Here is a 23,859-nt window from a genome sequence, read left to right as displayed (position 1 = left end):
AAATTACCTAAAGTAAGAACGGATCATCCAAGCCATTTCTTCATGCGTTTCCATTAGGCCTGTAATAAAATCGCTAGAGCCATAATCTTTGTATTTCTCTGCAAAAGGGACGATATTTTGACGTAAGAACTCTATGATACTTTCATGGTCATTTAAAAGATCTCTCATAAAACCTAAACCATCATTTGTTCTTTCGCTGTATTCGGCAAGATGAGTAAGTTCCAGATAACTTTTCATTGTTGCAGGTGCGAAATGACCAATTTTTCTCATGCGCTCAGCAACACTGTCAATTAGTTCATCCAGTTGTTTGTATTGAGCTTCAAAAAAGATGTGGTTGGCATGGAAGTTATCACCAGTTACATTCCAATGTGCATTTCTTGTTTTGGTGTAAAGTACAAACTCGTCGGCTAATAATTTTGCCAATTCCACAGCAACTGAATCTGTGTTTTTTTCGGTAATTCCAATATTCGTTTTCATCTTTTAGAATGTTTAATTTCAAGCTTTATTGCTCTTAATTCTTACCCAAAGGTCATTAAGAATTTTATAAAGACCACGAAAATTTCGCTGAGTAGGCAAAATCAGTCGTTGAAGAGGTGATTAAAAATGTTAATATTGCAGTGAAACTATCAAAAAGCAATAATTACGGAAATATATCTCCATAGTAGAAGAAATCAAGTTAAGGGGGCTATCAAAAATTAGTTCTAAACAAATCTTCTCTTCTCCCTTTACCAGATTGACCCATGAGCAGGAATACTTTGAACATTTAAATCGATTTTTATCGATTATAGAGCATATAATTGAGGATTTAGCTCGAAAAAAATTCATTTAGTTTTGAAGACTTTTCAAGTCCTGTCAAAGTAGTTCATACCTTGACAGGACTATTTTATAACAAAAAAGTTGGCAAGGGTGTAAAAAGGTAGTTTTGGTGATTTTTTGGAAACAATTAACAATACAATTCTACTAAAATGACATTCCAAACAAACAGAAAATGACATTTTAAACAAAATAATTTTATAGGTTTAGTTATAATTTTACAACAAAATCCAGTTGACTACATCATTACAATAAAACGAATGGCAAAACTAAACCTAAACAGATTCACTGACCTCGTTTGGACGGTTACAGAAGAAGGTATTTATAAGGATGATCTCAGTCTTGAGTTCCACTCATTCGTATTGATCATTTCTGGTGAGATGAAAATTATACAGGCAGACAAATCCTATACCTTTGGTGCTGATAGTATGTTGCTATTTCCGAGAAACCAAATATCGGCAGTCATTAAACAACCCAAGGACGGTAGACCGTACAAGGCTATAGTTTTCGGACTGACCATTGAACGGCTAAAAGCGTTCTACGCAAAAGAGAAACCAAACCTCATATCGCCGCCAGATGGCGCCGTAAGAATTTTCAGTAAACAACCACTCTTAAAAAGTTTCTTTTCATCGCTAATCCCGTATTTCGAATTGGAGCAAAAGATGCCCGAAAATATTGCAAAAATAAAATTTGAAGAGGCGATCTCTATCCTTAGGTTTATAGAGCCTAGCATCGATAGCGTTTTAGCGGATTTTTCTGAGCCAGGAAAAATAAATCTGGTTGAGTTTATGGAGAAGAACTATAAGTTTAATATGCATCTTGAAAAATTTGCCTACCTCACCGGCCGAAGCCTCTCAACGTTCATCAGAGATTTTAAGAAGGTTTTTAAAGTAACCCCACAACGCTGGCTAACAAAAAAACGCTTGGAGCTAGCCCATTTTCAACTTACTAAAAAAGGGAAAAAAGCAGGAGATATTTATTTGGAAATTGGTTTTGAAAATCTCTCCCATTTCTCTTTCGCCTTCAAGAAACATTTCGGTTATTCTCCTTCCGAACTATAAGTATATTTCGACAAATAATAATCCATCATGGATTATTATTTGTTCTTAAATACCTTTTTATAAAGGTTTACTTCCGCACCATTCGCCATGCCTTTCATCATTTCAAAAATCTCATTTGAATAATTACCAAGCAGGTCTATCCTATTGATTTTCCAATCCACTTTGTGCTCATTCATAACTGGGGCAAATGATTGTGCATGTTTCATCAGTTCAATTTCATTAGCATAAGATTCTAGAAAAATTATTTCCAAGCGCTCTGGATTATAATGGCATTCATGTATCAATACCCCTTCTCCTTCTTTTGGCACTGCTATTCTTGCCGCCGCCATAAATTGTTCTAATTTCTCCCATTCATTTAGTGCTACCGTTGCAGACATTATAAGCCTTAAAATTGATTGTTCTGACATTGGAATGTATTTAATTTATTATTACTGATTAATTATTGTTTGACAAATTTACCATATCAGCGAGCTTGCCGTTTTGTTAAAAATGTCAAAAACACTTTGTTTAAAAGGTCATCTGAAATAAATTAAAACGGATGGCAATCTGACAATCCTAGCAAAGTAAAATTGACATTCTGAGCAAAACAAAAGATTGACTTCAGCCCTACTTTTGTTAAATCATTTAAAAAACAAAAACAATGAAAGCAATAGTTTTAAAAGAAGTAGGCGGACCAGAAAATCTGATCTTAGCAGAGGTTCCCCTACCCAAAATCAAAAACAACGAAGTGTTGGTGCAGGTAAAAGCACTAGCTATAAATCCTGTAGATGCCTTTGTCCGTAGAAATCAGGCTGCCCTGGAGATGATCTATGCCCTTACAGGAGAGGAGGAAAATATTATCCTGGGATGGGATGTAGCAGGCATCCTAACCGAAATCGGTGATGAGGTGACAAGGTTTAAAGTTGGCGATGAAGTTTTCGGAAATTTTAACTTTATTGGGCAGGCAAATGCATACGCAGAATTTGTAGCTGCACCAGAAGACGAATTGGTTATCAAACCCGCCAACGTAAGTTTCGAACAGGCTGCAGGTGCAACAATGGCCGCATTAACGGCCTGGTCGTCTTTAGTTAAATTTGCCAAAGTAAAAAAAGATGATAAAGTCATTATTTATGGTGCTTCCGGGGGTGTGGGTCATTATGCCGTTCAGATTGCGAAGCATTTTGGGGCATATGTCATCGGTGTTGCCTCTGGTGAGAACAGAGATTTCGTTCTGGGACTTGGTGCCGATGAATTTTTTGATTACCAGACCCAGGCAGTGGAAGATTCTATCACCGATGCCGATATCGTACACGATGCAGTTTGGGTAGAAGCAGAGCTAAGCAGCACAGAGGATACCCACTTGGCACGCTCATATAAAACCCTTAAAGAAGGTGGGATTTTATCGAGCATTGTGGTCTACCCTGATCAGCAATTTATAGACAAAGCAAAAGCAGAAAAAAACGTTATCGTCCAACGAGTAAATGTGACACCAAATGATGGCTATTTAAAAGACATTGAAAATATTGGTCGACTTTTATCTACTGGTGAAATTAAAACACACATTTCACATCTGTTTCCCTTGGCAGAGATGGCGAAAGCACACGAGATCATTCAGACTAAAAATACGGTTGGAAAAATTATCCTTATTCCCTAGGCAGATTGCAAGGAGTAAATCTATACAACCTTATATATTGGCGTACTTGTCTGAAGGATAGTTACGGCTTGAGAAATCCATTTCATCGGCAATTTCAGAAATATTAAAACCGGACTTTGAAGAGTTCAAAGTCCGGCTGTACCGATCAGCAGGAATACTTTGAACATTTAAAACGCTTTTTATCGCTTATTGAGCCCATAATTGAGGATTTAGAGAGAAAAAAATTCATTTAAACATAGGTCAAAAATCACCTTGACCAGATTATAATAGAACAAAAAAGTTGGCACATATGATAAATTGTATTTTTGGTTTTAATTTAACATGCCAAATACAATCATAATCATTCTGTTAATCCTGAAAAACTACCAGAGAAAGGGATTAAATCACCTTGCGGTTTTTGATTGCCCGATTTACCAATAAATTTTTGCGCTTTTCCTGTAAAAGTGCCAGAGATCTTACCTCCCGAATTGATAAGCCTTATAGTCCCAGATTTCACTTCATACATCCCACTTCGGGTTACAAATGTAGTAGCCTCTTTCTTATCCGTTGAAAAAGGATAGTTGCCACTTTCTTTTTTGGGCAGTACTATGGCAAACGTATTTGTAGCAGTTGCCATATTGGTAGAAAGTACAAATTTTCCTTTAGGGGTCTGAAAAAAAGAGGACTTTTCGGAGAAGGTTTTGCCTTCTATAACCAGCATGATTTTGCCATTGTTATTTTGCATCTTTTTAAGCATTTCCATCATTTTGGTATTGCCACTTTGGGCAAAAGCAAAATAAGAAGAGAAGATCAATACTGAAAGAATAAGTAGTTTTTTCATGATATTATTTTTTTGAATGTTGTTGGATAGTTTGTATTACAAAAACATCGAAACCAGGCAATGTTTTATCTTCATAAATGCTGATGAATTGCCTAAACTGCATATAACCATACACAAAGGGATCTCGGCTTGGAGAAGTAATATTTTTAGTTTCATATCCTTTAGTTGGGTTCAATAATTAGCGTTACACGATATTTTTTGCTTATTTTTGGATTCAAAATCCCAGCACATTTCCCACTTCCCATTCCTGTTATGCAACCGCTGGCATAGCCGATGTTTCCTGCTATATCTGTCATTTTACCAAAGCATTGATCTGGATGGTTTTTCACAAGCTTTAATCCAGTATCAGGCACATAAAAGAAAAATTCATTTTTGAAGTAAATTGCCTGATCAATAACAATCTCCTGATTGGCGTGATCTTTAGTATTGATGCCGGAACAAACTAAAGACAAACCTTTTGGCATTTTTTTAAGACTACAAACCAAGGTAGTATCTCCCACTGCATTTAATTGGTTTCGTTTTAGTTGTAAAGAGAGTGTCGGAATATATCTTGAAACTACTTCGTTTAATTTTAGTGATTGAAATCCTTTTAAAGACAAAGCTATATCACTATACATATCAAAAGTTTCTGGCAGTTGCCAGTTATTTAATAATGTTTTATCGGTAGTCGTAAGCTGTATTTTAATCGCATCATCTACCAATAGAAAATGATCTGAATAGTTAAATGCAAAAACCCAGGTATTTGCTGGCAGGTAAAAGGACAATTTTTGCCCATACAGAACATTTGTGGATCTGGTCAGATACAGAAATCTACTCTTCCGCATAATTCTTTTTCCATTAAAGTATATCTGCTCCGGTACGGATCTAAACTTTTTATCTACCACCTGAGCGTTTATGCTTTGATTATTTACGCCAGCGGGCAATCGAAAAAAATAAAGTTGTGTATTGCTTAAACCATATTTTTTCCAAGTGATGGATTGCGCAGAAGCAAAATTCCACATCATTAAGAACAAGATAAGGTACTGGATTTTATAACCTTGGAAAAAACGCATTCTTTATTTATTTGTAAATTTTTAAGCTCGAAATATTGTCGCTGGCATTAATCATCTGGTTGTTAACTCCGTTGCCTACAAAATATAACCCGCCTTTGGTATGTTTTCCTAAATCTCTAAAAGTATAATAATCGCCAGTAAAACCGCTATAACCGTTTTCCCTATCGTAATTACCATAGCCATCTGCTTCGGTTTTTAATCCCCCAAAATCATCATCCATAAACAAAGTGATTTTTAACGAAAGCGGAATGAGCATACTGCTTATCTTATCGTTCCAATCTGTACCCAGTTCATGACTTTTCGCACTTCCTTTTAGGGTATAATCACCAACTTTAAGTATTTTCTTTTTACCATTAAAAAATTCATCCTCATAAATCCAAACTTCATCGCCATTTTGGTTAAAAGCATTGTATTCTGCTTGGCATTTATCCCATACATTATCCGATTGGCTTTTGCCGTAAACACTGATCAGCAAATCTTTATTAAAAACGGCTTTAGATTTAATTTGACTAGCATTGGATGGCAATTCGGGTTTTTTATACTTTGGGTCAATTACGTTTTGAGCGTAGCCAAAGCTAAAACTGAATAGCAAGGCGCATAAAATGATTGTTGTTTTCATTTGAGTATTGTTCATGTATAATTTTATTTTTTGCTTAAAGAGAGTATATAACCCACCCGATAAGAATCACCGCTGCCATCTGATAGATCATCATTTCTGGTTGTTTTGTTATTGTATTTTACAATTTCTTGTAATTTGATATCGATATAAGGATGGTTGCCGTTATTGTAAGCGATAGAACCAGTTGCCCGTTTTAATTTTAGATAATCATTTGAGCTCGACTTATCAAAATCATTTAACCAATAGATAATCCTTACAAAAGCATTTTCATCAATATCAGTTTGTGTAACAGCATAATTCCTAATAAAATTTCTATTTGTAGGAATAAAACCTAAATGGGTTTTAAATCCCTCATCTGCCATATATTTATCTTTTGGGATATTGAATAGCGAAAACGATTTTCCATCTGCATCGCTAATTTCTTTGCCATTTGCTTTGTAAAGTCTAATGTCCATCCATCCGTATAAATCAATACCGTCCAAATCGTTTCCAGGTTCTCCGCCACTGGTATAATTGGGCGTAAAGGTTAATTGATAATTTTGAATAGCAGGCGGACTTGTAGCATTTGGATTATTGGAATAAAGCACATCATTTCCATTGCCGAAAAACAAAGTTCCTTTTTCAAATTGCTGGTATCGGGTGTAGCCATTCATGTTAATCTGCACCTCATCGGTTGTAGGGAAACCCAAAGTGGCACTGTTTTCCCAGCCTCTTTTTGCCCACTCGTCTCTAAAAGCTCCAGCTACGAAATGTGTTCCGTTTATTGGACTTTGGTAAATACTTCCGTTATCAAAAGCTACAAAAAAACCTTGCCTGCTTGGCGTTGGTGTTAAATCTGTAATTGGAAAACCCAGCCATCCCGTTTCATAACCTGCTTCGCTCCATTTTTTCATCATCTCGCCCCAAATGGCGAAAGCATGATTTACTTTGGGGTTAAAATATACCCAACCACCTTCGTACCGGAGGAAGTAACCGCCTTTACGAGCAGTTGGCCGCATTATAGTGCTTTCGCTGTGTATTGGCCCCAAGCGATACTTTTTCGCTTTTGCATCCATCATTTGCGCAATACCATATTCAGTATTGTCTGCTTTAGATGGCAATTGCGCAAAGGTGTTAACACTTAGTAAAATGGCAGAGAAAATGACAAACAATTTCATTTCGATTTCGTTTAATGTTGAATTTTATTTTTTCTTTTCAAAAGCACCCATAGATTGGGTGTAGTAAATTACGCCACCCTGAAACGCTTGTTCTCTAAGTTCCTCAACTGATTTTTTGGAAGACATTTCATCGCTTATAGGTAAACCTAAATAGCCTTGTTCCCATTTTTTTGAGACATAATAATCGAATATTGGTCCCTTGCGGATTACAAATGCATCTACATTGTTCGTTCCTTTTATAAAACTTTCATAAATGTATCCTTTTTGAAATTCGGCAAAATACTGATACGGGTTTTTAGGGTAACTGCGGTTGGGTGTAACTAAATCGCCGAGGTAAGAATTTTCTGCTCCTGTTTCGAGCCATTTGGTATATAAACCACGTTTATTTTTTTCACTGTTATAAATGACCTGATACGCCCCGCTTTTTGTAGAAATTACAGCGCCAAACTCAAATTTCTGGATCGAATTATTGTTTTTAATGATTTCATCGCTTATCGGGTAGCCTAATTTACCCTTTTCCCAACCTTCTTTTTTCCATACTTCGGCTATCATTTTAGGTACGGCGAAAGTGCCCAAATTTGGATGGTAATAAATACAGCCTCCCTCAAAAAAGTTAAATTTACCGTAGCCATCAGGCGTTGCAGTTTCGTTGGTTACTGGAAAACCTAAAAACGAATTTTCCCAGCCTAAAGCTTTCCATTTATCTCTAATGTTACCGTGTACTTCGTGAGTTCCGGTTTTAGCGCTCCAATATAAGCTACCACCTTCAAAATACTGACCAGCACCATCTTTTTGCGGTGTTTTAAACTGATCACCTGTAGGTGCGCCTATAAAAAGTTGCCGATTAGAAACCGTAATACGGCCATCTTTTCCCTTTTTTATATCACCATCTAGAAAATAGGCATAAACTTTATAAATATCGCCCCAAACCGCGTAAGCTTCTGCATTGCCATCTTTAAAATACACCCCAGTACCATTTCTATTAAAGGTTAGGTAATAAGCTTTATTATTTGTTGCAAACTCGATAGCTTGCAAGCCGTCAACATCCTTTAATAAACCATATTTTACAGCCTTAGCCATAATTTTATCTGTTCTCGTTTTATTATCCTGAGCATATATTTTGTTGCTAAAAAGTATTAAAATAAAAAATGCAAGGTATTGGATGGTATTTTTCATGGTATTAACTATTTAAAAGTGTATTTAAAAAGCAGGCCACCTGAACCATCAGGCAAATTGGTAATAAAGCCATTTGAGTTTTTTGCGTAGGTGTAGGCGTAAACTGTATTGGCTCCTGTTGGCCCAACATTATTATATTTTTGATAACTAGAACCCTTTAAAGCATAATTTTTTCCTGTTGTGGGATCTAAACCTCCGGTAATGCCTGGCCTAATAGCAACTTTTACCAACGGATCTGGATCAAAAACATCATCGAAATAATCGTAAGTGGTAATGGCATAAACGCCTGCAGTTTCATTGGCATTAACATATTTTGCAGTCTTGATCCGGTTGTTGCCATCTAAAGTATAATCATAAGTATCTTTAATTACACCGTAATAACTTTTGGTATATTTAATTACTTGCCCCCCTGCACCGTAAGTGTAAGTCTCTACCGTTTGCCCATAGGTACCCAATATGGTTAAAGGTAATTTGTTGGCATTCATCACATAGGTAAGTACATTGGTTACGGTATTGGTATTGTCATAAACAGTTTGCGTTTTTAAAACGCCATTGGCATCGTAATCAAACTTATAGGTACCAAAATTATCTTTATAACTAATTAGCAGATTTGCCGAATTGTAAGTATAATCTATGGTATTGATAGGTACATTTTGTATTGGTGGCCCCGGTGCGTACTCCTCTCTTTTAACTACAATATTACTTGTAACAACAGGCGGAACTTCTACCGTTACCGTAACCACATAAGTCTGCGTAGTTCCATTTTGGGCGGTTACCGTTAAGGTTAATGGGGCTGTAAAGTCGTTAGCTGTAGTTGCACTTGTTTGTGCTGTACTGCCCACTTTTAAACTGGCGTTGGCCGATAGTACAAAACTTGCTTTTAATGAGCTAATAACCGTTCCAGCGGGAAATGTTGCAGCAATGGTATGCGTTGTTGTATTTATGCTAGCCATAACATCGGCCACCAAACTCGGGTTAATTGCTTTTGTAAAGCCGAAACTGGTTATTTCTTTGGCCTCGCTTAATACAGGCACAACCGGAATAACGGGAGTGGGCGTTACAACTTCTGTCTTTTTGCAAGATGCAAAGGCAAAAACAAATAAGAGATATAAAATTCTGGTTTTCATAAGGTTCAATTATTTACAATTGTTGTATTCGTTTACAATATTCATCCAAACCTGCTTTCTCCGTACCGCACCTTGATTTACAAATGCATAGAAAAAATCTTTGTCTTTGGCTTTAATTTTATTGGTAAGTGCAATGCAAGCAGTGGTATATGGCGCTACTTTTTCATCGAAATTTGGAATGAATTTTTCGCTCTGTGCATTGTACACATCTCTGGTATTACCGGGCAATTGCACAAAAAGCTGTGTTTCTTTAACTTCCTTCCCATCTGTACCTTTACTAATGGTTTCGTGCTCAAACAATTGAAGCTTACTGCCAGCAGGAGTTAATTCTTTAATAAACCGCAAGGCATTACCGCCCCACATATCGTTTCCTTTTAGGTTTTTTACACTGTAATTGCTTCCATTAAAAAACAGGAAATCAATTTCATTTAAATAGTAGGTTTTATACGTTTTGCTTACGCCTTCAGCAAAAGCTACATTGCTGATGGTGCTATAACTATCAAAAGTTCTGATTTGTATTTTGCCATTAAGCACCTGTCCGCTAGTTAAGGTTAAAGTTGCGGGCTGTGCACCCATATTATTTACGGTTGCATAATAAGGTGTATTGCAACCCCATAAAAGAACAAATAATAGCAACTGATAAGGTTTCATAACAGCACTTATTTAATGGTGTATTTTTTGATTTTAAACACCCCGCCGCTAATTGTAGTTCCGGCGATATAAAAGGCATCCCCATCATCTGTAGCCGCGTTACTGTTGCTAAAAATATTGATGTTGGTTAGATCTTCAAATTCGCCTAAATTTAGTATCGGATTATTGTTCCAAAGTTTGGTCTCTAGGTTATACAAGTAAATTTTATTGCCGTAGCTGTACACCAACAAGTACTTGTTTTTTAAAATGGTGGTCGTATGGCCATTTATAGGTGCATAATAATCAAATGGTAAGTTTGGTAAACTAGCCCAGGTGTTGTTTTGGCTGTTATACATAGCGAATTTTTTCGTTGTGCTTCCTGATGCAAGCTGCTCGCCACCAATGGCATAAATAAACTGATTGTTATAAGGTTGCATAGCAGGGTTTTCGGCCAAATAGGGTAAATTGGCTAAGGTGGCCCAGATTCCTTTGCTATAATCGTAAACGTTAAATCCCACAGCAGCCAGTAAGCCTCCATTACCACTATAAATATTGCCAGCGTAGTAAACCTTATCTAGCATTGTACATACACCATTGTTTGCGCCTGCGCTTACAGATGGATTGTAGCTCGTCCAACTATCTGTGCCTATGCCATAAAGTAATGACACATTTGGACTGGCATACCATAAACCATTTGATACGGCTGTAAGTGTAGAACTATAGCCGTTTGAGCTGATAAACAAACCTGTTGCCAGCGATTTTACCGTATTAAATGAATTGGCGTTTACATCGTAGCTAAAGCCCGAAACACTGAAATCTCCACCTGCAGTTGTTTTTAGAAAAACATAAATTTTAGCATCTCGTTTTGCCATTAATACAGGATTACTGCTTCTTAAAGGTGCAACAAATGGTACAGCGCCTAAATTTGGTGTAGTTTCAATAAAACTGATGTTGTTGCTATCTGTTTGTGGAATAATATTTTCCGTTTTCTTTTTGCACGAAAACGTTATTGCAATAAAAAAGATCAAACAGCTAGCTAATAGCTTGTACTTTAGTGATTTCATAACTTTTAATTAAATGATGATACCCTAAAATTGCAAACTAAAAGGAATGCTATTTTTGTAAATAAGCCAACGGTGAAATTGGCTTATTGAAATGCGGTTTTGTAAATGGTTATTTTTTTGATCTGACTGCTATTGGCGCTAAGCGAAATAGATTTTATGGATGAAAACAAACGTGGATAGGGCTTACCGCCCGACCCCATTACACCTTTTTAAAAAGGTTTAAAAACTCTTGTTTCCGATTTCTGCTCAGCGATATATAATTACCATCCTGCATGATCAATTCGCCTCCTTCGCCACGTATATACTGTTTAATAAATTTTAGGTTGACGATATTCGATTTATGTGCCCTGAAAAATAGCGAATTATCCAACAACACCTCTTCAAAAGTGGCCATGGTCTTGCTGGCAAGGTGTTTGGTTGTATCGTTCATCACAATGTGCGTATAGCAACTATCGGCCTCCAGGTACATGATATCATCTATTTTAACAAAAAGCAGTCCCTGCTGGGTTGAAAGTGCAATGGTATCCTGCATTTTGCCATTTGTAAAAAGATGGAGGTTTTGGACCTGATCTTTAGATATGACCAGTTCCTGGTTTTTAAATTTATCCAAGGCCAGGCTAACATCTTTTTTATCGATGGGCTTCAGCAAATAATCAAGTGCATTTAGTCGCAAAGCTTTTAAGGCATATTGATCATAAGCGGTAGTAAAAATTACTTTAAATGTTGGGTTTTCAAATTGGTTGATTACATCAAAACCGTTCATTTCTGGCATTTCAATATCCAAAAATATCAGATTAGGCTGATGTTCTTCGATCAGTTTTTTGGCATCGGTACTGTCTTGCGTAGTGGCCACCACATCAATGGTATCAAACTTTTTGAGCAGGTGTTTTAACGTTACGATGCAATGTTTTTCGTCGTCAATAATAATTGCCTTTATCATACTAATCGATATTAATTTTGATTCTTACTCTTGTTCCGGTTGCTACATTTTCGCTGTTGTAAAGGTCAATAACTTCAACTCCGTTATGCTCATTTAATAGTTGTAACCTGTTCATTGTAATTTCTATACCGTACGATTTATGGTTTAGCTGTTGTTTCTTTAGCAGTGAGGATGCTTTTCTTCCAATTCCGTTGTCTTCTACAGTTACCAATAGCTGGTTTTTATCATTTTCATCCACCCTGATAAAAATATGTCCATTCTCTTTTTTATTGCGCAGACCATGCCAAATGGCATTTTCTACAAAAGGTTGGATAATCAGTGGTGGGATTTTAACCAACTCGGGCTCAATCTTCTTATCCAAAATGATCGTGTAATCAAACTTGTTTTCCAGCCTTAAAGCCTCCAGTTCCATGTATAGTTTAAGCGTAGAGATTTCCTTTTCCAGGGTGATGATCTCATGTTTGGAAAGATCAAGTATATTGCGCATCAGCTTAGAGAAAGTGGTCAGATATTCGCTAGCTACCTCTCTTTTGTTTTCGATGATGTAACTATTGATAGAGTTTAACGTATTGAAAATAAAATGTGGGTTCATTTGCGAACGCAGGGTCTGCATTTCAGCTTCTCTGATGTTATTTTTCAACCTCATCTCTTCTTCCATCCTCTTCACCTTTTGGTCATTAAGGTCGTTATTGGCCTTTAACGATTTTATCCGGTAATGATTAATGAAAAAAGACAATATACCGGCTAGGCCGATGATACTTAAAATGCCATACAACCACAATTGCTTAATCCGTAGTTCATTCAGTTTTTTGGTCTGCAATAGCGATTTTGATTTTTCTGATTGGATATCTTTTTCCCTTTCGGCCAATGTCAACTGTTTCTCTTGTGCCTTTTTTTCGAGTTGCTCATTCTTCAGTTCAGATTGTGTTTTCAGGTAATTTAATCTAACTAGATCCCTTTCCTTATTGCTCTCATTCAGTTTAGATTGGTTAAGATCCAACATCAGCTGTTGCTGGTTTAAACGTTCGTTGCTCAAAAGCTGCTCATTCTTATATTTTTCTTCTTTGGTATCAAACTCATATTTCATTTCCAAGCGGGTAATCTGCTTTTTATTGTCCTCATTTTCAATACGGTCTCTGGCTGCAATAAACTTTTTGAAATTGACGTAAGCACTGTCCAATTTGCCAGTTTTTTCATAAATATCGCTCAATGTACTATAGGTTTCCTTTTGCACGTCAAACACATTCACCTCTGTAGCAATGCCATTGGCTCTTCTGGTATAATCCAATGCCTCATCATATTTTTCCAAAAGGTAATAGTAATTGCCAATGCCCTGGAGATTTACGGCAATACCCTTTTTATTTTTGAGCTCTTCGTTCAGCTGTAATGCTTTTTGGAAATTGGCAAATGACAACTGATATTGTTTTAGCTCACTTTGCGCATTTGCAACATTTCCATATTCTCTAGCCATATTGAATTTACTGTCAAGCGCAATGTTTTTCTCCAACGCTTTTTGGTAATATTCCAATGCCTTATCATAATTTTTTAACTTGAAATAAACATTACCTACATTACCTAAACCCGTTGCTATGCCAATACCATAGTTTATTTTGGTATGAATATCTAAACCACCTTGAAAATGCTTTAGCGCCATATCATAATTTTTCATTTCGCTATAGATCACACCGATATTGCCATAACTGATGCCTGTGGTCAACTGGTCGTTGATCTGTTGCCCCTTGCGTATGGCTCTTTGAAAATAATCTAACGCTACGGGATAATTATTCTGCACCATATTTACACTTCCCAAATTTGATAGGCAAGCTACAATCCCCGGTTTATTATCAATTTGCTCATTGGTAGCCAAGGCATTTGAAAAATAATCCAATGCATCCTTAAAATTACCCTGCGTATATTTGGCAATTCCACATTGACGATAAGCTTTTGCCAAACCTATCTTAAAATTTGCCTTTTGTGCCCTTTCTACTGCCTGTACACCATAATCCAGCATCTTTACAGGATTGTTCCCATAATAGAATGACGATAATTTGATCAGTGAGTTTACTTTAGTTGTATCATGCTGGTTTGATTTATTCAAATCGGATAGCAGCCCATCGAGAACAGCTGTACTCTGCCCTAACGCCGGGAAATTAAAAGCGAGAACAAATAATATAATTGCTATTTTAAAAGTTGCAAACGGTTTTGTCTTTGCCAAATTGATAAGTTCTATTGTAACATAAAAATGCAAATAAATTTATTCACTTTATTGCCAAATTAAGTCAATGGAGGTAATGGATTATTGAACGGTCGTTATTCTACAGTAACAACTACTCCTGGATTTTATTCCTCTACTTAATTAGAAGATGTGCTATTCACAATCGAGGCGACAAAAACATATCTATTCAGACAATAAGTTCAAAGCTATTATCTTATTCAGGGTAGGTAAGATAAAACTGTATGAAATTATATAAATTTGAGACTTAGTTTCAACCTAGTAAAATGAAATACCATAATAATTAGATAATAAAGCATGAAAAAAGAGTGGATACCATTAATGATAAAGACAGGAAAACTGAAAATGGGATTCACAGATTTGCTGACTCATTATCTGATTGTATTTTTCTTACTTACGCCATTAGCATTTAATGTATTTTATTTTATTCAAAAACATGTATTCCATAATTATCAAGGAGTGAGAAATCCAGAGGAGACATTTACCCTGACTTTATCATTTGGATTAATTGCAGTCTTATTTTATTTCATCCAGAACAACAGACTCAAATTTAAAATAATTGAAACTAACCTATCAAAAGAAAATATTAGAGCTGTTATAAAGCAGACAGCACAAGACCTAGAATGGCACATGGAAATCAATAATGATAAAATGGTGATTGCGAGAACTTATCCAAAATGGTGGACAGGAAGTTGGGGAGAACAGATTACAATTATTATCGATAATCCTCGAATAATGATAAATAGTATTTGTGACCCTAACAAAAAAACGTCTGTAGTTTCGATGGGAAGAAATAAAAAAAACATTAATAATTTGATTGAGAATATAAAATCTGCCACCCAGTAACGCCTCTGCAAAAATTAGCAAGCGGTCTGCCTACACAATTAAATTATTAATACCAGCCTCATTGGTCAATAGGCAAGACACCAATTGGAATTAAATAGTTCTAAGCTAATCTCCTCTTCCCCCCTTCACCAGACTGAACCATTAGCAGAAATACTTTGAACAATGCTGGAATAGCAAAAAGCACCGATTTGGCATAAAAAAACCGGACTTTGATTTGTTCAAAGCCCGGCTGTACCTAAGAGGAGATTCGAACTCCCACACCGTTGCCGGCGCCAGCCCCTCAAGCTGGTGCGTCTACCAATTTCGCCACCTAGGTATTTGTTCTGCAAATATAGATTTATTCAGATAATATCGTCAACCCATCATAGGCTAATTTTATATTTGCAGGTAAATCTTTTTCCACAACGGCATGAAGTCCCAAATTATGGCTGATATGCGTAAAATAAGTAGTCTCCGCTCCTACCTTTTCTGAAAACTCAATAGCCTCATCCAAAGTGAAATGCGAAATATGTTGTTCTCTTTGCAAAGCATTAACTACTAGAATACGAGTGCCCTTGATTTTTTCTAAAGTTTCATCAGCAATGGTTTTTGCATCCGTAACATAAGTAAAATCACCTATCCTGAATCCCAAAATAGGTAGTTTATAATGCATGATAGGAAGTGGTACGATAGTAGTATTGCCTACATTAAATGCTTCATCTGTTATCGTATGCAAGTCTATTTGTGGCAAGCCCGGATAATGAGCCTCAGCAAAAATATAGGAGAATTCCTTTTTTAAAGCATGCTGTACCCGTTCTGTCGCATAAATATCAATATTCTTTTTTAGCAGATAATTAAATGGACGGATATCATCGAGGCCCGCTACGTGATCTTTATGCTCATGGGTAAACAATATCGCATCAAGGTCTTTCACGCCAGCACGAAGCATCTGATACCTAAAATCAGGGCCACTATCGATCACAATGGTCTTATCCCCGGTTTCTAACAATACCGAGACCCTAAGTCGTTTATCCCTATGATCTGTGGATTGGCAAACTGCACAATTGCAGGTAATAACAGGGATCCCCTGCGATGTGCCCGTACCTAAAAATGTAACCTTCAAAATATATTTGTTGCTTGCATGAAATCAAACTTAATTAAATTACCTTAAGTCTACAACCTCTACACCGGGATATTTCTTCGCATCAAATGTAAAAGTCGATTCAGGTACTTTCGCGTTAGCCAGGAAAGATTTCACGGTATAGGTATACTTGTTTCCATTCTTTTCCAAAATAAGTGCACTGGCAATTTGCTTTGCTGCCTTATCAATGGTTAAGCGTATTTTAAAGTATGATTTATTAATATCAGTTGGCGTTAAATCGATCATTTGGTAAACCTTAGTGCCTACCTTTTTATCGCCGGTATATAGATACTTAAAGCCCTTTTCGTAAATGGTGAATATTTTTGCCGGATTAAGGGCATCATCACTATTGGTTACATTAGTTACCTGAACTTCTTTTTCTTCTTTTAAGTACGTCCAAAGTGTTTTACCATCACTAATCATATCCTGGGTAGTCATGCTCACCTTATACTTATTTGCATTTGCTTTTACATATATAGTACCTTGCTGAGTGTCCTTAGCATTGGCTTGCTGATTGTCGATAATTAGTGTAAAATCTGCTTTTGCGACATCATAAGAACGATATTTCTTACTTACTTCATTCAATATAGCTTTTGCCTTAGCATCGGTTTGTGCATTTACTACATGTATATATCCCAATGTAGCAATCAGCAACAACACAATTTTCTTCATCCTTTTTCTATTAAGTATTAGTTTTTGCCTAGGTTGTCCAAAAACTGTTCCAATGCATAATCATCAGGTATCAATACCTCTCTAGCCTTACTACCTTCAAATGGACCTACCACACCGGCAGCTTCCAATTGATCAATGATCCGGCCAGCTCTATTGTAACCCAATTTTAATTTTCTTTGGATTAATGAGGTAGAACCTTGCTGATGCATTACGATTAACCGCGCAGCTTCTTCAAACATCGAATCTCTATCAGATGCATCAAAGTCCATTTTAGCATTTTCAGCTGCTTCATCAATATACTCAGGCAACTGGTATGCTTCAGGATATCCTCTTTGGTTTCCAATAAACTCGGAAATACGGTCTACTTCTGGTGTATCGACGAAAGCACACTGTAACCTGATCAGATCGTTACCAGTAGATAAAAGCATATCTCCACGACCAATCAGCTGATCCGCACCACCGCTATCCAGAATTGTCCTTGAATCGATTTTAGACAATACCCTAAAGGCCAATCTGGCTGGGAAGTTGGCCTTAATTGTACCTGTAATGATATTTACTGAAGGACGCTGCGTAGCTAAAACCAAGTGGATACCTACCGCACGAGCCAACTGTGCCAGACGCGCAATTGGTGTTTCCACCTCTTTGCCTGCAGTCATCATTAAATCCGCAAACTCATCCACAATCAAAACAATGTAAGGCAAGAACCTGTGCGAATTGTTTGGATTCAGTTTACGCTTGATGAATTTTTCGTTGTATTCCTTTAAATTCCTTACCTGCGCATCTTTTAATAGATCATAACGCTGATCCATTTCTATACACAGTGAATTTAAGGTATTGATTACTTTTTTAGTATCGGTAATAATGGCATCGGCCTCACCAGGAAGTTTGGCCAAAAAGTGACGTTCTATTTTGTTAAATAGGGTTAACTCCACCTTTTTAGGATCCACCAATACAAACTTCAATTGCGAAGGGTGCTTTTTGTACAGCAAGGAAACTAAGATAGAGTTGATACCAACAGATTTACCTTGTCCGGTTGCCCCGGCCACCAATAAATGGGGCATTTTAGATAAGTCACCGATATACACTTCATTTGAAATGGTTTTACCCAAAGCAATAGGAAGATCCATCGTTGTTTGCTGGAACTTTTCTGTGGCCAGAATACTACGCATAGAAACCATTTCTGGGTGCATATTAGGCACCTCAATACCAATCGTCCCCTTACCCGGCATTGGTGCGATGATACGAATACCTAATGCTGCCAAACTTAAGGCGATATCATCTTCCAGGTTTTTGATTTTAGATATACGTACACCCGGAGCTGGTATGATTTCATAAAGCGTTACTGTTGGCCCGATGGTCGCCTTAATCTTATCAATCTCTATGTTGTAGTGATTAAGGGTTTCAACAATCTTATTTTTATTGGCTTCCAGCTCTTCTGCATTTACAGATATTTTATTGGAACCATGATTTTCTAATAAATCAAGATGCGGGTATTTATAACTTGATAAATCCAATGTTGGATCGTAATTACCAAACTGCTCTACCAGTTCATCAGATTTTTTCTCTTCTTCAGTTTTCTCTATGGTTAGCTCAGGCTCAGCTTTAGTCGTTTCCAGTATGGGCGTAGTTTCCAATATGGGTGTAGTCTCGAGCGTTGGACTAAGTATTATCGGTGCCGTCATTACATTTACAGCAGGGGTAAATACGGGAGCGATCTCTTCTTCTTCCTTCTTTTCTTCAAACCTGGATGGCGTAACCACAATATTCTGTTCGCGTTTAGGCTGTCCTGCATACCTGTCATTCACATTAAACTCAACAGGCTCTGAACGGACTTCGCTTTCCAGTTCAAAATCTTCAGGTACATCAGGTATAATATTTTCCTCCTTCTTTTTACGCTCTGGAATTTTAAAATCAATGTTATAAGCAATGATCAACACGCTTAGGCCTAAAAAAGCAATAAGGCCGCCTACTCCGGCAACGCCAATTTGCGCAACCAATAATTTATTGGTCCAGTAACCAAATTCACCTTCAACAAAATGTGGCGTATTGGAAATGAAAGCATGTCCAAATCCGAATGTTAAGGATAAGAATAGTAAAAAGAATAGGCTGTATCCTAGTGTTTTTTCGATAGAAAAGATTTTAACCTTAAACAACAGGCGGTAACCGATCACAAAAAACACGAAAACAAAGAGAAAAGACGCTAGTCCAAACCATTCGTAAATAAACTGGTGCGACAATAACGCACCTACTTTACCCAGCCAGTTTTGTACAACTGGTGGTATATTGACCTGCTGAAGCTCTTCAGTCGTTTTAAAAAGATTGCTCCAACCTCCATTTGCGTCTATTACATAGCTATAATCTTCCTGCCAGGTAAACAAATAAGACGTAAAGGCTATCAAAAAATAGAGCGACAAGATTAAGAATACCAGTCCGATAATTTTAAACAACCTACCATCCTGAAAATTAAAACGAGGCAAAATCTCTATTCTTTCTTTAAATGGTCTGGTAGCGGATGGTCTTGAGCTTTGCTTCTCCGCAGGCTCATTTTTAAATGAATTGGACTTAAACTGGTTTCCCCTTACCGACATCTTTAATTACTGATTTTAATAATTAACAAATATAAAACATATAGTTGTATGTGCTAAGTTATTATAAACATTGCTGAAAAAACTTTTTATTTACATCTGGCCACCCATTTGCCTATATTAAATTAATTAAGCATTTTTAACCGAAATTTAACATTAGAAATGACGGATCTAGAGACATTAATCGAAACAGGAAGCAGACAGGATATTTTTGATCTTTTAACCGCAAACCCAGCCCTTGCTACTAAAGAAACCAGTCATGGCATATCTCCTATTTTATTAGCCTGCTACTACAAGAAACCAGAAATTGCTGCCTTAATAGCTAATTTTGCTAATCAAATTAACCTATTTGAAGCTTGTGCTTTAGGCAAACTGGAAGAAACCGCATTTATAACAGAACGAAACCCTGCTACGGTAAATGCTTTTTCTAAAGATGGCTTTACAGCACTAGGTCTTGCTGCCTATTTTGGCAATGAGGAAATAGCTAAACTACTAATAGTTAGGGGTGCAGATGTCAATATACCCGCCAACAACGGTTACAATGTTTTCCCAATTCACTCTGCTGTAGCTTCTGGAAACATCAACATTACAAACATGCTGATCAATGCCGGTGCAAATGTAAATGTAACGCAACAGGCAGGTTTTACACCGCTTCATGCTGCTGCACAGTTGGGCAATGTAGAATTGATCATATTGTTACTTGAACATGCTGCAGAAGTAGATATGAGGATGGAAGGTGGTAAATTACCGGCCGATCTGGCACTGGAAAAAGGCTTTAATGAAATTGCCGAAATCCTTAAAGTTTAACTAAACATCCCAAACACGCATCTTGATTTTTTTGATATAATGCCGCACATCTAGTACCAGTGCTGCAAGTATATAAAACACAATCGGGAAGCCTACAGCCAAAAAAGAAGAATAAATAAAAAACAATCTGATTTTACTGATAGACATATTTAACCGTTCGGCAAGATAGGTACATACCCCAAAACTCTGTTTTTCAAAAAAAGTAATGATCCGCTGGAACATGTTATTTCTTTAAGATTTTAATTCCTATAGCACAATTTAAGCATTTTTTCTGACTGCAATAGCATTTATTTAATTGAAGTAAAGCCTGCGAGCTAAAAGCGCAATCGACCTTAAGCCCAGCGCTTACATACTGACTTACAATACTGTTCTTTTCTGAGGGGATTTTCTCCAGAAAATCAAGTGCCCGATCCACCAACTCAGGCTGGTCCGTATACTTACCATAGGAGAATAAAAACAGGCAAACCGTATTGATAATGATGTTATCAATGGATTGGAGTCCTGGCTGTACGATTACCTTTCGAGTATTTTTATTGAAATGATAATGCGTTTGCCAATATTTATTTACAGGTAGATCGGTAAAAAGTAAACGGACTTCGTCTACAGATCCGGCTTCTAATATTTTTGAGAATAGATAGTTAGATTTTAGGATTAATGCAGCAAACTGCGCCAACCTAACTGTAGGGAAATTCTGTGGCCGCATTCGCAAAAACTTCCACAAAACTGGATCAACAGGGATTAAACCATATTTTTTCTTCAAAAAGAGATATTCGTTTTGTAGTCGTGTTGGATAAACATCAAGAAATGGTTGTTCGAGAAATCCGGCCTGCCCAAATACCAGGGCCGTTATCTGCAGAGCATTGTCTTTATGTTTAGAAAAAATTAGCAGTGGTAAAGCATCCGCTAGTAATTCAAATGGCACTGCATTAACTTTAAAACCAAAGTTTCTAGCCAGAAAATAGTAAAATGTCTGTTCCCAGTCTCCGCGGTTATTGCGGAGCTTCTGAAATACCTCTTCCGATTTTTGTTCAAAACGCTCTATCATTACTCTGGATAGAAAGGTATTTACAATAAGCTGATCAACACCAGCAATATGCTTTTGACAAGGGAAAGGGTTTACAGTTGCGATGAGTTCACTATAGTTACTGAGTAAATGGTCCGGAAACCGATTTTTGAGCACTAACACCGGTACCAGACTGCCATTTGTTCGATAAATTGGACTGTCGTGTTGATAAACTACATGAAGTACAACAGAATTATAAGCGGGATCATTTTGATGACCATGGAGAAGCCAATCGGAAGATTTGAGATGAATCTCCACATGTCCCACCCAATTCACCCCATCGATAACCAGTTTAGCTTCAGTAAAATCAGGTCCAGCGTGTTTATTTAAGCGACCAGGATGTAATACCTGTAATTCCTCTCCGTCTTCACAATATAGTTTAGTCGAATTAAGCAGTCTGAACTGCCATATAAAGTGTAAAAAATGCTCAGAAAAATCCATCCCTGAGAATTTAACACAAATGAATCAATTGAGCCACAAATTACAGGGCTTCTTTTTTGCCTTTATAGTTTGTGATGAATACACCGATGATAATAAGTACCGTCGCAATTAAAATGTCAATGGTAATAATTTCATCTAAAATCAGCCATCCAAGAAATAAGGCAATTACTGTGTTGAAATAAGTTAATATCGAGACTTCGGTAGCACTAACTTTCTTTAGCGCGTAATGATAACAGAAAAAAGCAACAACCGACCCAAATATGGCCAGATATGTGACAGCTAACATGCTGTTTAAACTCCATAGAGAAACATCCCTACTATCGGAAAACATAAACGCCAATACAAACTGAGCTACTGCTGAAAAAGCAAACTGATAAAAAAGATCCAGTAAAATATTGTCGGATGGTTGATTGTTCTTTTTAATATAAACCGTACCAATGGTCCAACCCGTTATTGCGAAACACAAAAACATGATACCCGTTTTATAATTCGGATCCAGCAATGCACCTAAGCCACTCCGGAATATAAAAGCTACACCTAAAAAGCCTATGATGACTCCCAAGAATCCTTTCAGAGAAGGTTTTTGCAGACCTATGGCTACGCAGGTAATAAATACGAATAGCGTAGTTAATGCATTTAATAGCGATGTCAATCCACTTGGTATGGTTTGCTCGGCAACAGTTGTCATACCATTTGCCACAACAATCATCAATGAAGACAACAACATCTGTCGCCTTGCATGTGGCCAACCCTTCCATGCCAATTCTTTTTTATGAAGCAGAATCAATAAAAGGATAATCGATGCAATTGTTTGTCTAATTGCCGCAACAAACCAAGGTGGTATCGTATGGACAGCAATACGGATACCTAAATAAGTTGTGCCCCATATTAAAGCTACCCCAGTTAAAGCGAAAATTAGCTTTAAATCTATTTTCCTGGTCATACTAACCCGGCAGATTCAAGAATCTGCGCCATTTCCTGTTGCAATTTTAAAGCTTCTTCTCTTGCTCTTTCCGCAAAATCTTCGCCTTTGCTCGCGTAGATGATACCACGTGCAGAATTTACCAATAGTCCGCATTGACTATTTAATCCATACTGACAAACTTCAGCTAAACTTCCACCCTGTGCCCCAACCCCTGGTACCAGTAAAAAGTTATCAGGTGCTAATCGTCTGATGTTTTCGAACTCAGCCCCTCTGGTAGCCCCAACAACATACATCAGCTGTTCGCTATTTGCCCATTGCGAAGAAATCCGAATCACTTCTTCATATAATTTTCCTTCTGGTGTTTGGTGCAATTGAAAATCACTATGCCCTGCATTTGAAGTTAAAGCCAAAAGGATAACCCATTTATCAGTATAATTTAAAAATGGGCCTACAGAATCCTTACCCATATATGGAGCAACGGTAATGGAATCAAAACTCATCCCTGATTTTTCAAGGTTGAAAAAAGCATCAGCATACATAGCTGAAGTATTTCCTATATCACCTCTTTTTGCATCAGCAATAGTAAAAATATCCTTATCAATATATTCCCAGGTTTTGATTAAAGTTTCCCAACCTTTCAATCCCATCGATTCATAAAAAGCAGTATTGGGTTTATAGGCAACGCACAAATCTTTAGTGGCATCAATAATTTGTTTATTGAATTCTAATACCGGATTATCGTATTTTAACAAGTGTTCTGGGATATTCTCCATTACAGGATCCAGGCCAACACATAAAAAAGATTTCTTGGTTTTAATTTGTTCAAAAAGTTGCTTCTTATTCATCTGGGGGTAAATTTTGGATACAAAGATGTCAATTTTCGGGATGATTCCGGCCCCTTTCCAAAACTTTTAATCGAAATTATTACAAAGAATTTTAACTTTTTCTTGGAGAATAGATTTCAAATACATACAATTGCAACATAATTCCCTAAAGTTTATCTGACAATCCCAGAAAATCCCTTAAAATTTTGTTCAATAACACCTTTTATAATTGCATTTTCTGCGTTGTTCAA

Annotated in this window: 23 protein-coding genes and 1 tRNA gene; 4 read left to right on the top strand and 20 right to left on the bottom strand. The window is 36.9% G+C overall.

What is annotated here, in order from left to right; all coding sequences use genetic code 11:
- Positions 1–3: 3 nt before the first annotated feature.
- Positions 4–477 carry a Dps family protein gene (locus BLS35_RS06930; protein ID WP_090779193.1) on the bottom strand — a complete coding sequence of 158 codons (474 nt, stop codon included), beginning with the start codon at positions 475–477 and terminating at the stop codon, positions 4–6.
- A gap of 596 nt (positions 478–1,073) precedes the next feature.
- Here BLS35_RS06930 and BLS35_RS06925 point away from each other — a divergent pair.
- The gene (locus tag BLS35_RS06925) at positions 1,074–1,874 is read left to right on the top strand and encodes a helix-turn-helix domain-containing protein (RefSeq protein WP_090779191.1); all 801 of its coding nucleotides are present in this window, start codon (positions 1,074–1,076) and stop codon (positions 1,872–1,874) included.
- 35 nt (positions 1,875–1,909) lie between these two features.
- Here the strand turns inward: BLS35_RS06925 and BLS35_RS06920 are convergent, their stop codons facing one another.
- The gene (locus tag BLS35_RS06920) at positions 1,910–2,281 is read right to left on the bottom strand and encodes a hypothetical protein (RefSeq protein WP_132225923.1); all 372 of its coding nucleotides are present in this window, start codon (positions 2,279–2,281) and stop codon (positions 1,910–1,912) included.
- A 233-nt stretch (positions 2,282–2,514) separates the two neighbouring features.
- Here BLS35_RS06920 and BLS35_RS06915 point away from each other — a divergent pair, with 233 nt between their 5' ends.
- Positions 2,515–3,507: an NADP-dependent oxidoreductase gene (locus BLS35_RS06915; RefSeq protein ID WP_090779187.1), complete on the top strand. Its 993-nt coding sequence runs from the start codon at positions 2,515–2,517 to the stop codon at positions 3,505–3,507.
- 340 nt (positions 3,508–3,847) lie between these two features.
- Here the strand turns inward: BLS35_RS06915 and BLS35_RS06910 are convergent, their stop codons facing one another.
- The 10 genes from BLS35_RS06910 to BLS35_RS06865 all read right to left on the bottom strand — a co-directional run bounded on the left by BLS35_RS06910 (position 3,848) and on the right by BLS35_RS06865 (position 14,307).
- On the bottom strand, positions 3,848–4,327 hold the full coding sequence (locus tag BLS35_RS06910; protein WP_090779185.1) for a hypothetical protein: 480 nt from the start codon (positions 4,325–4,327) through the stop codon (positions 3,848–3,850).
- A gap of 161 nt (positions 4,328–4,488) precedes the next feature.
- A complete protein-coding gene (locus BLS35_RS06905; protein WP_132225924.1) occupies positions 4,489–5,331 on the bottom strand; it encodes a hypothetical protein in 843 nt (280 codons plus the stop codon).
- Between the two features lie 55 nt (positions 5,332–5,386).
- A complete protein-coding gene (locus BLS35_RS06900; protein WP_090779181.1) occupies positions 5,387–6,013 on the bottom strand; it encodes a hypothetical protein in 627 nt (208 codons plus the stop codon).
- A gap of 8 nt (positions 6,014–6,021) precedes the next feature.
- Positions 6,022–7,155, bottom strand: coding sequence for an LGFP repeat-containing protein (locus BLS35_RS06895; protein WP_090779179.1), 1,134 nt, complete (start codon positions 7,153–7,155; stop codon positions 6,022–6,024).
- A 24-nt stretch (positions 7,156–7,179) separates the two neighbouring features.
- The gene (locus BLS35_RS06890; RefSeq protein ID WP_090779177.1) at positions 7,180–8,331 is read right to left on the bottom strand and encodes an LGFP repeat-containing protein; all 1,152 of its coding nucleotides are present in this window, start codon (positions 8,329–8,331) and stop codon (positions 7,180–7,182) included.
- An 8-nt stretch (positions 8,332–8,339) separates the two neighbouring features.
- Positions 8,340–9,458, bottom strand: a complete 1,119-nt coding sequence (locus tag BLS35_RS06885; protein ID WP_090779174.1) for a hypothetical protein — start codon at positions 9,456–9,458, stop codon at positions 8,340–8,342.
- 9 nt (positions 9,459–9,467) lie between these two features.
- Positions 9,468–10,109, bottom strand: coding sequence for a hypothetical protein (locus BLS35_RS06880; protein ID WP_090779173.1), 642 nt, complete (start codon positions 10,107–10,109; stop codon positions 9,468–9,470).
- Between the two features lie 8 nt (positions 10,110–10,117).
- Positions 10,118–11,152 (bottom strand): Kelch repeat-containing protein, encoded by a 1,035-nt coding sequence (locus BLS35_RS06875; protein WP_090779171.1) that lies wholly within the window; start codon positions 11,150–11,152, stop codon positions 10,118–10,120.
- Positions 11,153–11,351: 199 nt separating this feature from the next.
- Positions 11,352–12,092 carry a LytR/AlgR family response regulator transcription factor gene (locus tag BLS35_RS06870; RefSeq protein ID WP_090779169.1) on the bottom strand — a complete coding sequence of 247 codons (741 nt, stop codon included), beginning with the start codon at positions 12,090–12,092 and terminating at the stop codon, positions 11,352–11,354.
- A 1-nt stretch (position 12,093) separates the two neighbouring features.
- Positions 12,094–14,307 carry a tetratricopeptide repeat-containing sensor histidine kinase gene (locus BLS35_RS06865; RefSeq protein ID WP_132225925.1) on the bottom strand — a complete coding sequence of 738 codons (2,214 nt, stop codon included), beginning with the start codon at positions 14,305–14,307 and terminating at the stop codon, positions 12,094–12,096.
- A 315-nt stretch (positions 14,308–14,622) separates the two neighbouring features.
- Here BLS35_RS06865 and BLS35_RS06860 point away from each other — a divergent pair, with 315 nt between their 5' ends.
- The gene (locus tag BLS35_RS06860) at positions 14,623–15,171 is read left to right on the top strand and encodes a hypothetical protein (RefSeq protein WP_090779165.1); all 549 of its coding nucleotides are present in this window, start codon (positions 14,623–14,625) and stop codon (positions 15,169–15,171) included.
- A 232-nt stretch (positions 15,172–15,403) separates the two neighbouring features.
- Here BLS35_RS06860 and BLS35_RS06855 read toward each other — a convergent pair.
- The 4 genes from BLS35_RS06855 to BLS35_RS06840 all read right to left on the bottom strand — a co-directional run bounded on the left by BLS35_RS06855 (position 15,404) and on the right by BLS35_RS06840 (position 19,551).
- Positions 15,404–15,487, bottom strand: a tRNA-Leu gene (locus tag BLS35_RS06855).
- 21 nt (positions 15,488–15,508) lie between these two features.
- A complete protein-coding gene (locus tag BLS35_RS06850) occupies positions 15,509–16,273 on the bottom strand; it encodes an MBL fold metallo-hydrolase (RefSeq protein ID WP_090779162.1) in 765 nt (254 codons plus the stop codon).
- A 39-nt stretch (positions 16,274–16,312) separates the two neighbouring features.
- The gene (locus BLS35_RS06845) at positions 16,313–16,963 is read right to left on the bottom strand and encodes an outer membrane lipoprotein periplasmic chaperone LolA1 (RefSeq protein WP_090779159.1); all 651 of its coding nucleotides are present in this window, start codon (positions 16,961–16,963) and stop codon (positions 16,313–16,315) included.
- A 17-nt stretch (positions 16,964–16,980) separates the two neighbouring features.
- Positions 16,981–19,551 (bottom strand): FtsK/SpoIIIE family DNA translocase, encoded by a 2,571-nt coding sequence (locus tag BLS35_RS06840; RefSeq protein WP_090779157.1) that lies wholly within the window; start codon positions 19,549–19,551, stop codon positions 16,981–16,983.
- 159 nt (positions 19,552–19,710) lie between these two features.
- Here BLS35_RS06840 and BLS35_RS06835 point away from each other — a divergent pair, with 159 nt between their 5' ends.
- Positions 19,711–20,355 (top strand): ankyrin repeat domain-containing protein, encoded by a 645-nt coding sequence (locus BLS35_RS06835; RefSeq protein ID WP_090779155.1) that lies wholly within the window; start codon positions 19,711–19,713, stop codon positions 20,353–20,355.
- Here BLS35_RS06835 and BLS35_RS06830 read toward each other — a convergent pair whose 3' ends face one another.
- From BLS35_RS06830 to pyrF, 4 genes are read right to left on the bottom strand one after another with little or no spacing between them, the layout of a single operon-like run.
- The gene (locus BLS35_RS06830; protein WP_090779153.1) at positions 20,356–20,577 is read right to left on the bottom strand and encodes a PspC domain-containing protein; all 222 of its coding nucleotides are present in this window, start codon (positions 20,575–20,577) and stop codon (positions 20,356–20,358) included.
- A 1-nt stretch (position 20,578) separates the two neighbouring features.
- Positions 20,579–21,859, bottom strand: coding sequence for a DUF2851 family protein (locus BLS35_RS06825; protein ID WP_090779151.1), 1,281 nt, complete (start codon positions 21,857–21,859; stop codon positions 20,579–20,581).
- A gap of 40 nt (positions 21,860–21,899) precedes the next feature.
- On the bottom strand, positions 21,900–22,802 hold the full coding sequence (locus BLS35_RS06820; protein ID WP_090779149.1) for a DMT family transporter: 903 nt from the start codon (positions 22,800–22,802) through the stop codon (positions 21,900–21,902).
- On the bottom strand, positions 22,799–23,629 hold the full coding sequence (pyrF, locus tag BLS35_RS06815; protein ID WP_090779148.1) for an orotidine-5'-phosphate decarboxylase: 831 nt from the start codon (positions 23,627–23,629) through the stop codon (positions 22,799–22,801). The genes BLS35_RS06820 and pyrF overlap by 4 nt, the downstream gene beginning before the upstream one ends.
- Positions 23,630–23,859 lie beyond the last annotated feature (230 nt).

The organism is Pedobacter sp. ok626, assembly GCF_900100435.1.
Lineage (GTDB): Bacteria > Bacteroidota > Bacteroidia > Sphingobacteriales > Sphingobacteriaceae > Pedobacter.
This window is presented reverse-complemented; position numbering and strand designations above follow the sequence as displayed.